Below are 14,336 nucleotides of genomic sequence, written 5' to 3' on the forward strand. Positions count from 1 at the left end.
GTCTGCGGGCGGGCGCGGTTGATCTCCGGGCTGCGCACGCGTGTAATGCGCATTTACTGTTGCCGGCGCTCGCCGGAAGAAGCCTGGTCATGTCCGCAGCACCCGATACCCTGTTCTCCCGCCGGCCCTACTGGGCCAGGCGCTTCGGCACGGCCCCGTTCCTGCCGACCACACGCGAGGAAATGGACACCCTTGGCTGGGACAGCTGCGATATCGTCCTGGTGACCGGTGACGCCTACGTGGATCATCCCAGTTTCGGGATGGCAATTATCGGGCGTCTGCTCGAGGCGCAGGGGTTCCGGGTCGGTATCCTGGCGCAGCCCGACTGGACCTCGGCCGAGCCGTTCCGTGCGCTCGGTCGGCCCAACCTGTTCTTCGGTGTGACCGCCGGGAACATGGATTCCATGGTCAACCACTACACCGCCGAGCGGAAACTGCGCTCTAACGATGCCTACACCCCGGGTGACGTGCATGGCCGGCGTCCGGATCGCGCGGTGATTGTCTATGCCCAGCGTGCTCGGGAGGCCTACAAGGATGTACCGGTGGTTGCCGGGGGTATCGAGGCCAGCCTGCGGCGTATCGCGCACTACGACTACTGGCAGGACAAGGTCCGGCGTTCGGTCCTGCTGGATGCGCGGGCCGATATCCTGTTGTTCGGCAATGCCGAGCGGGCGCTGGTGGAACTGGCCCACCGAGTCGCGGCCGGCGAGCATCCGCGCGAGATCACGGATCTGCGCGGTACGGCGTTTATGCGTGACCGGGTGCCCGCGGACTACGTCGAGCTGGATTCGAGCGAGGTCGACACCCCCGGACCGGTGGACGCGAATCCGGACCCCTACGCGATGGTCACGGCCGAGACCTGCGCCGACGCCGACGCGGCCACCGCAGACGGGGCGGGCGCAGAGGCGACGCCAGGGGCCCGGGTGGTCCGCTTTCATCGCGACATCCCGCGCGGCACCCCGCGCGAGCGCACGGTCATCCGCATCCCCGCCTTTGAACAGGTTCGCGGCGACTCGGTGCTGTACGCGCATGCCTCGCGGGTCCTCCATCTGGAGACCAACCCGGGCAACGCGCGCGCCATCGTGCAACGTCACGGCGACAAGGAGGTGTGGCTGAATCCGCCACCGATCCCGCTGTCGACCGCAGAGATGGATGCGGTGTTCGACCTGCCCTATGCGCGCGCCCCGCACCCGTCGTACGGCGATGCGCGCATCCCGGCCTGGGAGATGATCCGCTTCTCGGTGAACATCATGCGCGGCTGTTTCGGGGGCTGCACCTTCTGCTCCATCACCGAGCATGAGGGGCGCATTATCCAGAGCCGTTCCGAGGAGAGTGTGCTGCGTGAGATCGAGGAGATCCGCGACAAGGTCGACGGCTTTACGGGCGTAATCTCGGACCTGGGCGGCCCGACGGCGAACATGTACCGCCTGGCCTGCAAGGACCCGAAGATCGAGCGCTCCTGCCGCCGCCTGTCCTGTGTCTACCCCGGGATCTGCAGCAATCTGGATACCGATCACAGCCCCCTGATACGGCTTTACCGCAAGGCGCGGGCCCTGCCCGGCATCAAGAAGATCCTGATTGCCTCCGGTCTGCGTTACGACCTGGCGGTAGAGTCGCCCGAGTACGTAAAGGAGCTGGTCACTCACCACGTCGGGGGTTACCTGAAGATTGCGCCGGAACATACGGAAAGTGGGCCACTATCGCGGATGATGAAGCCGGGCATGGGGGCCTATGACCGGTTCCGGGCGCTGTTCGAAAAGTACTCGCGGGCGGCCGGCAAGGAGCAGTACCTGATCCCGTACTTCATCGCGGCCCACCCCGGCACCACCGACCAGGACATGCTGCAGCTGGCCCTGTGGCTCAAGCGCCATGGCTTTCGTGCCGATCAGGTGCAGGCCTTTCTGCCCAGCCCGATGGCGCTGGCCACGGCCATGTGGCATTCCGGGCGTGACCCGCTGCGCGGCATTCGGCGCAAGGCGAACGAACGCGTTCCGGTTGCGCGCGGGGTGCGCGCGCGGCGGTTGCACAAGGCCTTTCTGCGTTATCACGATCCCAACAACTGGCCGTTGCTGCGTGATGCGCTACAGCGCATGGGACGGGCGGATCTGATCGGAAACGGCAAGCACCACCTGGTGCCTACCTGGCAGCCGGCAGGGACCGGGCAGGGCGGTGCGCGGCCTGCCACGGGTGGCCGTATCACTCGTGGCGGCAAGGCGCTCCGACGTCGTGGGCAAACCTTCCAGACGCAGCACAACGGTGTCGAGGCCGCCGCACGCCCGGGGGGCAAGCCGGTGGCCGCTACCGGAAAGCCCCCGGGGCCGAAGAAACCGCGCAAGGGCAACGGCGCGCGCCGGGGGCGCCCGGCGGGCCGGGGTCCGCGCGGCTGACGCCGAGCGGGATCAGGATGGCTCAGGCGGGATCTGGCCCTCGAGACTGAGATTTTGCCCGGTTGTGCTGCGGTCACCGGGGTCAAGGAAGTAGAGATAGGGACCCACGACCGCGTCCGGCTCCGGCAGCAGGTCGGCGTTCTCTCCGGGGTAGTGGCCGGCACGGAAGCGGGTACGCACCGGGCCGGTGTCGACGCCGTTTACGTGGATGAAGCGCGGTTCGTTCTGGTGTTCGTGGGCGAGGATGTCGATCAGCGCATCCTGCGCGGCCTTGGCCATGCCGAAGGCGCCCCAGAAGGCCTTGCGTGCGTTCTGAGTGGACACCACCAGGCTGCCGGTCGGGCTTTGTTCCAGCAAAGGCAGTATGGCCTGCACGAGGAAGAAGGGCCCGTGCAGGTTGCTGTTGATGACCTTGAACCAGAGTTCGGGATCGTAGTTCTTCATCGGCATCAGCGCGCCCGCCCAGCCGGCGTTCAGCACTACCCCGTCCAGACGACCCAGCGAATCGCGGATGTTTTCCGCGAGGTCGCCGTAGTCCTTGACGGTGGCGCCTTCGAGGTTCAAGGGGTAGATGGCGGGTTGCGGATGCCCGGCCTGTTCGATCAGGTCGTAGACATGCTCCAGGCCCTTCAGGTCCTTGTCCAGCAGGACGACGGTCGCACCGGCAGCGGCACAGGCGCGTGCGACCGCGCGGCCAATCCCGTCGGCGGCCCCGGTCACGAGGATGACGCGCTGGTCGAAGGCACCCGGTTCCGGGCGGTAGGCGAGCAGGCGTGGGATATCAAGGTCGGTCAAGGATGGTCCTCCAGGAACAGGTGGGCCGATTCTAGTCCAGATTGTACGGCCGCTTCGAGCGTCGACGGCAGGGCATGGGTCAGGTAATCGCCTGCCAGAATGCAGCCCCGCCAGGGTGTGCGCGGGGATGGTCGCTGGCCGTCCAGACCCGTTCGCGCATCCACGGTGGCCCGGCGTTCGCACACCGTGTGCCCCGCCTCCGGCGTGCCCAGTTGTGGAAATGTCTCGGCGAGGGAGTGGGCGACGGTGCGCCACCGGACCGGCGCCGTCAATGCCTGCAGATCGTCGGCGGCCGAGATCACGACGGCGAGCCAGTGGGGTGCACCCGTCAGGTGACGTGGGATCAGCCATTGGCCGTGCTGGTCCAGCAGTCCCTGCAGTGGTGCGACCTCGTGCAGCGGGTGCGGATAGCGCAGGTAGACCGTGCAGATGCTGCGCGCGCCCATCGCCTGCAGCCCCCGCTGCGTCGGCCGCCAGGGCCTTGATGCGGGCAGAAGCCGGGCGGCGGCTGCGGGCGTGGTGGCCAGGATCAGGCCGCGGGCCGGGAGCGGATCGCCGGCACGGCCATGGAGTCGAAACGACGCCGTCGGGTCATCGGCCCGCGATTCCAGCGCGGTGACCCGGTGGCCGAGGTCGATGCGGGCCCCCCGCGCGCGCAGCTCCTGCAACGCCGGCTCCGGAAACAGCGTCCCCAGTGGGCGTGCCGGAAGCAGCAGGCGTGCCGCCTGCGGGCCGTGATTGAGGGCCAGGCGCAAGACGTGCTGGAAAATGCGGGCCGAGGCGTGGCGGGGCGGCGTATTCATCACCGCAAGACAGAGCGGATCCCACAGTGCATGGATCAGAGCGGGCGGCTGGTGGTTCGCGTGGAGCCAGTCGCGTACCGGGAGGTCGTCGCGCAGCGGCCGGTGCAGCATCGCGGCGGCTCCCCTCAGCGCCCGCAAGCGTTCTCGGAAACGGCTTTGTGGCAGGGCGCGGTACAGGGCGGCCGCCAGCGCCGGCAGGCGTGGCGAGCGCGGTTCCAGGCGGAACGCAGGCGGGGATTCCGCCTGGCCCGGCGTGAACATGCGCAGGCCGAAGGGCAGGGTGTGAAAGCCGGTTTCGGTGTTCACGCCGAGGGCGTTCATCTGCGCAAGGGTGGCCCGGCATGCACCGACCAGTACATGCTGGCCGTTGTCCAGTTCGGTGGCGTCCAGGTTCAGGCTGCGGGCGCGGCCGCCGGCGGTCCGGGCAGCCTCGATCAGGTGTACGGGGCGACCGGCGCGGGCGAGGGTGAGTGCGGCGGTTAGGCCGGCCCAGCCGGCCCCCAGCACCACCACCGGCGGCGAGTGACCGGAGGACACGATGTCAGGCCGTGCGACGGCGATGTTCGCGCTTCAGGCGGCGCGCGGTGCGCCATGCGATCCAGAGCTTGCGGATCGGCGTCAGCCGCACCCGGTGTTCCAGCACGCGATAGCCGTCGCGCGCGATCTCGTCCAGCAGGGTGCGGTAGATAGCCGCCATGATCAGGCCCGGACGTTGCGGGTAGCGGTCGGCGTCCGGCAGGTGTTCCTCGGCGCGCTGATAATAGCGCAGGGCGCGTTCGGCCTGTTCCGCGAACAGGGCCTGATGGCGATCGTCAGTAACGTTGATCTGGAATTCCTCGGGTTTCACGCCATGCTTGTTCAGTTCGTCCAGCGGGATATAGACGCGGCCGCGCATCGCATCCTCGTGGACATCGCGCAGGATGTTGGTCAGCTGCAGGGCCATGCCCAGGTCATGTGCGTATTTCAGCGTGCGGCGGTCGGAGTACCCGAAGATCTGCGCGGAGAGTACGCCCACCACACTCGCTGCGCGATAGCAGTACAGCGACAGCGTGGTGAAGTCCGGGTAGCTGTCATAGTCGAGATCCATCTGCATGCCGTCGATGATCTCGTCGAAGTATTCGCGGCCGAGATCGAAGGTGGCGATATGCGGCTGCAGGGCCTTGCTGATCGGATGGCGCGGCTCGCCCGCGAACAGGCGTTCAATCTCTTCGCGCCACCATTGCAGTTTGGTGCGGGCCACGCTCTCTTCCGATACCTCGTCGACGATGTCATCCACCTCGCGGCAGAAGGCATACAGCGCGGTAATCGCTCGGCGCCGGTCGGGCTCCAGGAAGCGAAAGGCGTAGTAGAAGCTGGAACCGCTTTGTGCGGCCCTCTCCTCGCAGTATTCGTCAGGGGACATGCGCTCTCGGGATCGCGTTCCGGCCAGGGAGGGCAAGGCTAGCACAGCCGCCGTGGTTTGCGGGCAAGCGGTTGACCTGCATCAAGCGGGTGCGGCTCCGGGTCCGGTAGTCTGGTTCGCGAACGGGTGGCCATCGGCGCTATCCGCCGCACCGGAGGCTCGTATGGAACAACGTCTGGTATTCGACCCGGAGCTGCTGCGCCGCTATGACGTCAGCGGTCCGCGCTACACCTCGTATCCCACCGCTCCGCAGTTCCACGAGGGGTTCGATGCCCGGACCTATGCCCGCGTGGCGCAGGAAAACAGCGCGGCAGACCCGCATGCACCACTGTCGCTGTACGTGCATGTGCCGTTCTGTGACACCGTGTGCTTCTACTGTGCGTGCAACAAGGTCATAACCGGGAATTACCGCCGGGCGGAGGCCTACCTGGAGGCCCTGGAACGGGAGATCGCACTACAGGCCGAGCTGTTTGGCACTGCGCGCCCGGTACGCCAGTTACATTTTGGCGGGGGGACGCCCACCTATCTGTCGGACGCCGACCTCGCACGGGTCATGCAGACCCTGGCGCGGTATTTCTGGCTGGATACCGGACCCGAGCGCGAATTTTCGATCGAGATCGACCCGCGGGCGGTGGGGCCGGATACGCTCGCCCATCTGGCCAGGCTGGGCTTCAACCGGATCTCGCTCGGGGTGCAGGATGTGAACCCGGATGTACAGAGGGCGGTGAACCGCATCCAGCCGTTCGCAGTGACCGAGCAGGCGGTGCGCGAGGCCCGCGCCAACGGGTTCGTGTCCACCAATGTGGACCTGATCTATGGCCTGCCGCTGCAGACAGTGGCGACCTACACCGAGACCCTGGAGCGGGTGCTGGAGCTGCGCCCGGAGCGCCTGGCGATCTACAACTACGCGCATCTGCCGGAGATGTTCAAGACGCAGCGGCAGATCCGCGAGGCGGACCTGCCGGCACCTGCGGAGAAGCTGGCGATTCTCGAGGCGACCATCGAGCGGCTCACGGCGGCCGGCTATGTCTACATCGGTATGGATCACTTCGCGCTGCCGGACGACGAGCTGGCCGTGGCCCAGCGCGCGGGCACGCTGCAGCGCAACTTTCAGGGTTATTCGACCCGGGCGGAGTACGACCTGGTGGCGCTGGGGCCGACGGCCATCGGCCGGGTCGGGAACAGCTACAGCCAGAACCTGCGCGAGGTCGAGGCCTGGCAGGCGCGCCTGGAGGCGGGCCGTCTGCCCGTGTTCCGCGGCCTGGAGCTGACAGCCGATGACCAGTTGCGACGGGATGTGATCCGCGAATTGATGTGCCATTCCCGGATCGACTTCGCCGCGATCGAGGCGCGCCACGGGATCGACTTTCACGCAACCTTCGAGGATGCCCTCGAGCGCCTGGGGCAGATGCAGGCGGACGGTCTCCTGGACATCGATGCCCAGGCCCTGCAGGTGCAGCCACGCGGGCGCCTGTTACTGCGCAACATCGCGATGGCCTTCGATGCCTATCTGCCGCGCGAGGAGCGGCCGCGGTACTCGCGTGTGGTCTGAATACCGGGCCGATTAGCGCCGCCGCGGGCGCAGGCTGTGGGCGAAGATGACCCAGAAATCACGGACGCGCAGTCGTGGGCGGGCGAAGACGTCGTCCTGCTGACGCAGGCGCCAGAGGACGCGGGCACCACCGTTGATGATGGCGCGAATCTCCAGCCCCATGCGCCCGCGCAGCAGGCCGCCCAGGGGTGCGCCCGCCCGCAGCAGGCGGTCGGCGCGGGCGTACTGGAACTGCATCAGGTTGCGTAGCTGGAAGCGGGTCTGGCCGGCGGCGAGCATGGCCTCGGTCACCCCGTACTGGTCCATCTCGTCCTGCGGCAGGTAGATGCGATTGTTTTCGCGCAGGTCCTGCTGCAGGTCCTGGTAGAAATTGATCAGCTGCAGCGCCGTGCAGATCGCGTCCGAGTAGCCGAGCATCGGCTCGGTGGGCTCGCCCTCGAGGTGAAGCATCAGGCGTCCGACCGGGTTCGCCGAGCGCCGGCAATAGTCCATGACCTCGCCAAAACTGGCGTACCGGGTCTGCTCCAGATCCTGGAGAAAGGCGTCAATCAGGTCGCGGAAGGGTGCGGCGGGGAGGTCGAAGCGGGCGCGCGCATCGGCCAGCGCAATCCACTCCGGGTCGTGTTCGGCGGCCGGGTCCTCGAGGATCTCCACACGCTCCTGCATTGCGAGCAGATCTGCGCGGCGCGCGGCGACCGGGCGCGGGTCTTCGTCTGCCAGGTCATCGGCGTCGCGGGCAAAGCAGTAGATCGCGGCGACCGGGCCCCGCAGGTGGCGGGGCAGCAGCCACGAGGCCACCGGAAAGTTCTCGTAATGGGCCGCGGCGCGCCTACGGCAATGGCGGTAGGCGGCCTTGACGCGGGTCGGCATGGGCGCATTGCGGCCGCTCACACTACTGTTAGCTCGCAATTCCGGTCTCCGGAGTGCAGGTGTCGGTATACCAGGGCCAGAATGCATCAGGGTGCTCCAGGCGGGCATCGGCACCCCATTGCTCCGGTGTCTGATCGGCATCGATGTAGCCCCAGCCGGCGATGAGTGTAGCCATGCCGGCGGCGCGGCCAGCGGCGATGTCGCGCTCGGCATCCCCCCAGTAGCAGTGATGTGCGGGTGGCAGCCCGGTCTGGCGGGCGGCCAGCCACATGGGCTCCGGTGACGGTTTGCGCCGGGGCAGGGTGTCGCCGCTGATGACCGTCGCCATGCGTGTATGCAGGCCCAGGGCGTCCAGCAGCGGATCGGTGAGCCAGCCGGGCTTGTTGGTCACAACCCCCAGGGACCAGCCGCGATCCTCGCAGGCCTCCAGCAGGTCAGACAGACCGGGGAACAGACGGGTGGCCTGGCACAGGTCGCGGGCATAGATCTCGAGGTAGCGCTTTTTCAGGTGTTCGGCGAAGTCCGGCTCGGCATCCGGAAACCCGAGCGCGACCAGTGCCTGCGATCCATGCGAAACATGGTTGCGCACGTGCTCGAAGGGCAGCGGGGCGCGGTCGTGCTCGGCCATCAGCCGGACCAGCGCCGCGTGCATGTCGGGTGCGGTGTCGAGCAGGGTGCCATCCAGGTCGAACAGCACCGATCCGAGCCGGCGTCTCATGCGGGGCCTGCGGCTTCTTCGCGGCGTGCGGCCATCAGGTAGTTTACGTCGGTGCGCGGGACCAGGCGGTACTGACCGCTCAGGGGCGAGTAGGTGAGGCCGGTCATGGCGGTTACGCGGAAGCCGTGGCGGCGCAGGGCTGCGCCTAGCTCCGAGGGGCGGATGAAGCGTGCATATTCGTGCGTGCCCGCCGGCAGCATGTTGAGGACGTATTCGGCCCCGACGATGGCCTCGGCGAACGCTCGCGGGGTGCGGTTGATGGTGGACAGGAACAGCCAGCCGCCGGGGCGCACCAGGCGCACCAGGGCGTCGATCACGGCCTCGGGGTCGGGTACGTGTTCCAGCATTTCCAGGCAGGTGACGATGTCGTAGCCGCCGGCATGATGTTCCGCGTGGGCCTCGGCGGTGGTGTGCAGGTAATGGATCTTCAGCCCGGCCTCGTGGGCGTGTTCACGCGCGACTTCCAGGTGTTCGGCGCCGGCATCCAGGCCGGTCACCTGCGCGCCGCGCACGGCCATGGACTCGGACAGGATGCCGGCGCCACAGCCGACGTCCACAACCGTCCTGTCCTCCAGTCCGGCGTGCCGATCGATCCATTCCAGGCGCAGGGGGTTGATCGCATGCAGGGTGGCGAAGGCCCCGTTCGGGTCCCACCACTCCCGCGCGCGATGCGCAAACTTGTAGATCTCGGCGTGATCGACGTTGTCGTGACGATGGGATTCGGGCTCGGGGCTCATGGGCATCTCGATCAGGCAGTGGGGGGCCGTGGTGTCTCAAGGGAAACACGGATGAATGTACACGCTCGCTGCCGCGTCGTTTTTGCGTTCGAACAGGGCGCGATGACTGGTGTGCGGTCATTCTGCACAAGGGCGCCGCTACGTCGTTCCCGCGCCCGTTTTTGATAACAACGGGTGGCCGAGCCCCCGCGTTGATGACGTTGCGAGGTTGACAGCCCGGGTTCCCCGGTCCTGCTTTGCGCCGCTGGCGCGGTAGAACCACTACCCGCTGCAGGACGCGCCTGGTCTCGGCAAACCCGGGGTGCCAGCGCGTGTGTGTACATTAATCCGTGTTTCCCTGGACCCGTGTGCGCCAGTATTCGGCTTCGGCATGGAGCGCGTGCAGGTCCAGCGTAAGCAGTTGGCGGTCGCGGAGCAACGGCCGGCCGGCGACATAGACGCTGCGCACCGCGTCGCGGGTCGCGGCGTACACGATCTGGGCGCAGGGGTCATGCGCGGGCTGCAGTTCCGGCGCCTGCAGGTCTACGGCCACGATATCGGCCTGCTTGCCCGCCTCCAGCGATCCGATGCGATCGTCCAGCCCGAGGGCGCGGGCGCTGCCCAGCGTGGCCATCTCCAGGGCGGCGCTGGCGGGCAACGCGGAGGCATCGCTGCTGACGCCCTTGGCCAGGAGTGCAGCGGTGCGCATCTCCCCGATCATGTCGAGATCGTTGTTGGAGGCGGTGCCGTCGGTCCCCAGGGCGACATTGATACCCGCGGCCTGCAGACGGGCGACGGGGCAGAAGCCCGAAGCCAGTTTGAGATTGGATTCCGGGCAATGCGCGATGGATACCGGACGTCCCTGCAGGAGATCGAGGTCACTGTCAGCTATCTGGGTCATGTGGACCGCGATGAACGGTTGATCCAGCATGCCAAGGCGCGCCAGACGCGTCAGGGGGCGTTCACCCTGGTCGCGCAGGCTGTCGTCGACCTCGCTGGCGGTCTCGTGGACATGCATGTGGATGGGTACGCGCAGCTCGTGTGCGCGGGCCGCCACGCGCTCCAGGCTGGCATCGCCCACGGTGTACGGTGCGTGCGGCGCCACGTTGAAATGGATGCGGGGGTGGTCTCCCCAGGCATGCACGACGTCCGCCCCGCGCTGGAAGTATTCATCGGCGGTGCGGGCCCAGGGGGTCGGAAAATCGAACACGGTCAGCCCCAGCGAGGCGCGAATGCCGGTTTCGTCCACGACCCGCGCGGCATCTTCGACAAAGAGATACATGTCGCCGAAACAGGTGGTGCCGCCGCGCAGCATCTCGGCGACTGCCAGTCGGGTTCCGGAACGCACGAACTCGGGCGAAAGCAGTTTGCTCTCGGCCGGCCAGATGTAGCCCTTGAGCCATTCCATCAGCGGGCGGTCGCTGCCCACGCCGCGCAGCAGGCTCATGCCGGAATGGGTATGCGCATTCACCAGGCCGGGAATCAGCGCCTGACCGGGGTGATCCTGGAAAGCGGCTTCCGGATATTGCGCCCTGGCCTCGTTCTGCGGCAGCACGGCGGTGATTACGCCGTCGCGTACGACCAGTGCATGGTCTTCGAGTACCGTGTTTCGGGGAACGACCGGGAGAATCCGGGGCGCGGTCAGAATCAGGATCGGGGTATCGGGCATACAAGGCTCGTGCACGCGGTCCAGGGGAGCGCATGGTACCCGAAAGGGGCGGCGTTGCGCCGCCCCGGGTGGTGAACGGGCCGGTTACAAGCGGTTGATGGACAGACGGCCCGGGCCGGTCAGGACCAGGGCAATGGCGGCGAACAGGAACATCCCCTGCAGTTCCAGGGCCCAACCCCCGGTCGCGGTCAGGAGGAAGAGCTCGTCGGCGTGCGCCAGGCCAATCGCAAAGACCATGGTGATTGCGATCAGCAACGCACCGATCCGGGCATACAGTCCGAGGATCACCAGGATGGGCGCCAGGACTTCCCCGACGTAGACGCCGTAGGCGAGGATGGCAGGCAGGCCTGCAGTGACCAGCATGCCCTCGATGCCGCTGATGTCGCCCGTCACCTTGGCAATGCCGTGCATGAGAATCAGGATGCCGAGGGCGAGACGCAGGATGAGTTTCCCGCTGTCGTCGAATGTGTTGTCCATCGCAATGCTCTCCTTGTGGATTCAGTATGTCCCTGTCGGTGTTTCCCTATGCACATCACCCCGTTGTGACATCTGCGGGTGTCCGTAAGGGCCTGCCCGGTGCTGGGGTCATGCGGCTCTCAGCTGGCTGCACGCCCCAGGCGCTGGGCACGCGCCACGTCGGCCACGTGACGGCCCTGTGATGCTGCCATGGCGAGTTCGTTCTCGCTGGGCTGGCGCGAGCCGTCGCCGTCGGCCAGGGTGGTGGCGCCGTATGGCGTACCACCGCTGACCGCGGACATGTCGAGCAGGCGCTTCTCGGTGTAGGGCAGGCCGACGATCGTCATTCCATAGTGCATCAGGTTGACAATAGTCGAAATCAGCGTGGTTTCCTGTCCGCCATGCTGCGAGGCGGTGGAACCAAACACGCTGCCGATCTTGCCGACCAGCTTGTCGCCGAACCACAGGGCTCCGGTCTGGTCCAGGAAGTTCGCCATCTGAGCGGACATGCGACCGAAGCGGGTGGGGGTGCCAATGATGATGGCATCGTAATCGGCCAGCTCTTCCGGTGTCGCGATCGGCGCCGCCTGGTCGAGTTTGGCTCCCGCATTGCGGGCGGTGTCTTCGGGCATCAGTTCCGGCACACGCTTGATGGTGACCTCGGTCCCGGACACTTCGCTTGCGCCTCGTGCGACGGCCTCGGCCATCTGTTCGATATGCCCCCAGGTGGAATAGTACAGGACCAGAATCCTGGTGCTCATGTGGTGATCTCCTTTGTTTGGATGTCCGCTGTAAACACCACAATAGATCCGATTGAGCCGTATGAAAATGGCGAAAATGGCCGTAAATATTTCGAATAAATCGAATGGTTTGCGCGGCCTGCCGGGCGCGCCGGGACCCGGGCCTTTTTCGGAGCCCGAGAACCAGTCCGCATCGCACCGCAGGCAGGGCGTCAAGAGTTCGACGTCTGCAGCGATGCGGGACCGTTTGTTCGTGTTCTTGTCGTCGGACTTTTGTTGTTTTGCGTTTACAAGTCCGCGTGCGTGCGATGTTGTTCAAGGTGGCGTTTTTCTTGCTTCGGATCCCGTCGAATACAGATGAGTGACCCGCGGGCGCCTGACAGGGAGGTCCGGGGTGCGGAGGATCTGAATGACCGGGATGCTGGACCGAATTGCCGAAGCCCTGCTGGCGACGCTGCAGGGCATGAGTCCGATGACCGTAATCGGGTTTTTTACGTTGCTGTTGTTCGGGCTGTTTCTGCTGGCGTTGCTGGCGACTGCGCTGCGGCGGGCGCGCGCCCTGCAGGGGGCGGCGCCGGCGTTGCTGACGACGCTGGGGATTCTCGGGACCTTCCTGGGGGTCGCCATCGGACTGCTGGACTTTGACTCCGGCCGCGTGGAGGCGAGCATCCCGGCGCTGCTGGAGGGCCTCAAGCTCGCATTTGTCACCAGTATCGTGGGCATCCTGCTGTCGGCGTTGCTGCGCCTGGTGCAGGTGCTGGCGCCGGGGCCGGATGCGCAGGCGGGGTCGGCGGCGGTGGACACGACTCAGCGCGCCCCTCACGCGGGCACTGTGGACCGGACCGAGTGGCTGCACTGGATGGCGCAGCAGCGTGATGCGGCGCTGGCAACGGCGGATGCGGTGAGGCAGCTCGACCAGCGGCTGGAGGCACGGCTTGATGGGCAGCATCAGGCGTTGCTCGAGGCGCTGGATGCGATGGCCGAGCGCCTGACGGAGTTGAGCAGTACTCATCTGGTCGCGGCCCTGGAACGGGTCATCCACGACTTCAACAGCCGCCTGGGCGAGCAGTTCGGGGAAAATTTCCGGCGTCTGGATGCATCAGTGGAGCGCCTGGTCGAATGGCAGGAGCGCTACCGCGAGCAGATGAACAGTCTGCAGCGGGCCTTCGAGCAGGCACACAGCGGGGTCGAACAGACGGAGCGCACCCTTGAGCGCATGACCGGGCAGGCCCTGCAGATCACCCGTCACGTCGAGGATCAGGAGGCGACGCTGGCCAGCCTGCGGCGCGAGACCGTCGAGCTGGAGGCCTTGCTGGGCAGCATTGCCGCATTGCGCGACCGTGCCTCGGAGGCCTTCCCGGCCATGGATGCGCGGCTGGAGGCGATGCTCGAGAGCATCGAAAATGCGGTCCGGGCAGGGCAGGCGGTACAGAGGCGGCATCGTGCTGCGTCCGCGATCACGGCGGAAGAGACGGTTTGATGATGCCCCGGGTGCTGACAATACGGGGGGGGCAGCGGGGCGATCCGGGGGGTCCCGAAGCGGATCAGGGTTCGCACTGGCTCGCGGTCGCGGACTTGATGGCGGCACTGATGATGATCTTCCTGTTCCTGGCGCTGTTGCATATGGTTCAGGTGGAACGCGAGAGTGCCGCGCATACCGAGGTGCGGGACGAGGCTGCGGCGTTGCGCGAGGCGATCTATTCGGTTCTGGAGGCGGAATTCCGCGAGGACCTTCCGCGCTGGAATGCGGAGCTGGATCGCGCCAGCCTGACGCTGCGTTTTCGTGAACCCGAGGTCCTGTTCGAACGCAGCTCGGCGCGTATTCAGCCGCGCTTCGAGGCCATCCTGGCGGACTTTATCCCGCGATACGCGGATCAGTTGCGACCGTTTGCGGAGGTGATCCGTGAGGTGCGGATCGAGGGGCATACCTCCAGTGAGTGGGCCGGTAGCGAGGACGAGCTGGAGTCCTATTTCGGCAATATGGACTTGAGTCAGAGGCGTACGCGGGCGGTGCTGGAGTATGCCTACCAGCTGGAGCCGCTGCGGGAGGATGAGTGGTTCCGGTCCCGAGTGGCGGCGGTGGGGCTGTCGTCCTCGCGGCGTATCCTGGACGCCCGGGGCGAGGAGGATCGAGCAGCCTCGAGGCGTGTCGAGTTCAGCATTCTCACGGATTTCGAGACACGTCTGCTGGGGAAGCAGTGATTCGGGTGCATGCTCGCCGCTGCGTC

Annotated in this window: 13 protein-coding genes; 4 read left to right on the forward strand and 9 right to left on the reverse strand. The window is 66.6% G+C overall.

Annotated features, from left to right (window positions below):
- The first annotated feature begins 89 nt into the window (after positions 1-89).
- Positions 90-2,387 (forward strand): YgiQ family radical SAM protein, encoded by a 2,298-nt coding sequence (locus tag G332_RS0110770; protein WP_019627001.1) that lies wholly within the window; start codon positions 90-92, stop codon positions 2,385-2,387.
- 12 nt (positions 2,388-2,399) lie between these two features.
- Here the strand turns inward: G332_RS0110770 and G332_RS0110775 are convergent, their stop codons facing one another.
- From G332_RS0110775 to hpnD, 3 genes are read right to left on the reverse strand one after another with little or no spacing between them, the layout of a single operon-like run.
- Positions 2,400-3,182, reverse strand: a complete 783-nt coding sequence (locus G332_RS0110775) for an SDR family NAD(P)-dependent oxidoreductase (RefSeq protein WP_019627002.1) — start codon at positions 3,180-3,182, stop codon at positions 2,400-2,402.
- Positions 3,179-4,525, reverse strand: coding sequence for a hydroxysqualene dehydroxylase HpnE (gene hpnE / locus G332_RS0110780; protein ID WP_026340796.1), 1,347 nt, complete (start codon positions 4,523-4,525; stop codon positions 3,179-3,181). The genes G332_RS0110775 and hpnE overlap by 4 nt, the downstream gene beginning before the upstream one ends.
- Position 4,526: 1 nt before the next feature.
- Positions 4,527-5,387, reverse strand: a complete 861-nt coding sequence (gene hpnD / locus G332_RS0110785) for a presqualene diphosphate synthase HpnD (RefSeq protein WP_019627004.1) — start codon at positions 5,385-5,387, stop codon at positions 4,527-4,529.
- Between the two features lie 163 nt (positions 5,388-5,550).
- Here hpnD and hemN point away from each other — a divergent pair, with 163 nt between their 5' ends.
- Positions 5,551-6,939: an oxygen-independent coproporphyrinogen III oxidase gene (gene hemN / locus G332_RS0110790; RefSeq protein WP_019627005.1), complete on the forward strand. Its 1,389-nt coding sequence runs from the start codon at positions 5,551-5,553 to the stop codon at positions 6,937-6,939.
- Between the two features lie 12 nt (positions 6,940-6,951).
- Here the strand turns inward: hemN and hpnC are convergent, their stop codons facing one another.
- The 6 genes from hpnC to wrbA form a co-directional block, all read right to left on the reverse strand.
- Entirely contained in the window at positions 6,952-7,809 is an 858-nt protein-coding gene (hpnC, locus tag G332_RS0110795) for a squalene synthase HpnC (protein WP_026340797.1), read from the reverse strand.
- Between the two features lie 28 nt (positions 7,810-7,837).
- Positions 7,838-8,527, reverse strand: a complete 690-nt coding sequence (locus G332_RS0110800) for an HAD family hydrolase (RefSeq protein WP_026340798.1) — start codon at positions 8,525-8,527, stop codon at positions 7,838-7,840.
- Entirely contained in the window at positions 8,524-9,264 is a 741-nt protein-coding gene (gene ubiG / locus G332_RS0110805) for a bifunctional 2-polyprenyl-6-hydroxyphenol methylase/3-demethylubiquinol 3-O-methyltransferase UbiG (RefSeq protein WP_019627008.1), read from the reverse strand. The genes G332_RS0110800 and ubiG overlap by 4 nt, the downstream gene beginning before the upstream one ends.
- 322 nt (positions 9,265-9,586) lie before the next feature.
- The gene (locus G332_RS0110810) at positions 9,587-10,912 is read right to left on the reverse strand and encodes a TRZ/ATZ family hydrolase (RefSeq protein WP_019627009.1); all 1,326 of its coding nucleotides are present in this window, start codon (positions 10,910-10,912) and stop codon (positions 9,587-9,589) included.
- Between the two features lie 84 nt (positions 10,913-10,996).
- A complete protein-coding gene (locus tag G332_RS0110815) occupies positions 10,997-11,389 on the reverse strand; it encodes a DoxX family protein (protein ID WP_019627010.1) in 393 nt (130 codons plus the stop codon).
- A 119-nt stretch (positions 11,390-11,508) separates the two neighbouring features.
- Entirely contained in the window at positions 11,509-12,129 is a 621-nt protein-coding gene (wrbA, locus tag G332_RS0110820) for an NAD(P)H:quinone oxidoreductase (protein WP_019627011.1), read from the reverse strand.
- A 388-nt stretch (positions 12,130-12,517) separates the two neighbouring features.
- On the opposite strand from wrbA, the gene G332_RS0110825 reads away from it, so the two are divergent.
- Both G332_RS0110825 and G332_RS0110830 read left to right on the forward strand, forming a co-directional pair.
- Complete coding sequence (locus G332_RS0110825) at positions 12,518-13,588, forward strand: hypothetical protein (protein WP_019627012.1); 1,071 nt, start codon at positions 12,518-12,520, stop codon at positions 13,586-13,588.
- Positions 13,588-14,310: an OmpA family protein gene (locus G332_RS0110830; protein ID WP_019627013.1), complete on the forward strand. Its 723-nt coding sequence runs from the start codon at positions 13,588-13,590 to the stop codon at positions 14,308-14,310. The genes G332_RS0110825 and G332_RS0110830 overlap by 1 nt, the downstream gene beginning before the upstream one ends.
- Positions 14,311-14,336: the final 26 nt, after the last annotated feature.

Origin of the sequence: Thioalkalivibrio sp. ALJT, from assembly GCF_000381825.1 — a bacterium.
GTDB lineage: Bacteria > Pseudomonadota > Gammaproteobacteria > Ectothiorhodospirales > Ectothiorhodospiraceae > Thioalkalivibrio.

Excerpts from the sequence above, each read along its gene's own strand:
- G332_RS0110770 (WP_019627001.1), top strand. The coding sequence starts at position 90 with ATGTCCGCAGCACCCGATACCCTGTTCTCCCGCCGGCCCTACTGGGCC.
- hpnD (WP_019627004.1), bottom strand. The coding sequence starts at position 5,387 with ATGTCCCCTGACGAATACTGCGAGGAGAGGGCCGCACAAAGCGGTTCC.
- hemN (WP_019627005.1), top strand. The coding sequence starts at position 5,551 with ATGGAACAACGTCTGGTATTCGACCCGGAGCTGCTGCGCCGCTATGAC.
- hpnC (WP_026340797.1), bottom strand. The coding sequence starts at position 7,809 with ATGCCGACCCGCGTCAAGGCCGCCTACCGCCATTGCCGTAGGCGCGCC.
- G332_RS0110800 (WP_026340798.1), bottom strand. The coding sequence starts at position 8,527 with ATGAGACGCCGGCTCGGATCGGTGCTGTTCGACCTGGATGGCACCCTG.
- ubiG (WP_019627008.1), bottom strand. The coding sequence starts at position 9,264 with ATGAGCCCCGAGCCCGAATCCCATCGTCACGACAACGTCGATCACGCC.
- G332_RS0110810 (WP_019627009.1), bottom strand. The coding sequence starts at position 10,912 with ATGCCCGATACCCCGATCCTGATTCTGACCGCGCCCCGGATTCTCCCG.
- G332_RS0110815 (WP_019627010.1), bottom strand. The coding sequence starts at position 11,389 with ATGGACAACACATTCGACGACAGCGGGAAACTCATCCTGCGTCTCGCC.
- wrbA (WP_019627011.1), bottom strand. The coding sequence starts at position 12,129 with ATGAGCACCAGGATTCTGGTCCTGTACTATTCCACCTGGGGGCATATC.
- G332_RS0110825 (WP_019627012.1), top strand. The coding sequence starts at position 12,518 with ATGACCGGGATGCTGGACCGAATTGCCGAAGCCCTGCTGGCGACGCTG.
- G332_RS0110830 (WP_019627013.1), top strand. The coding sequence starts at position 13,588 with ATGATGCCCCGGGTGCTGACAATACGGGGGGGGCAGCGGGGCGATCCG.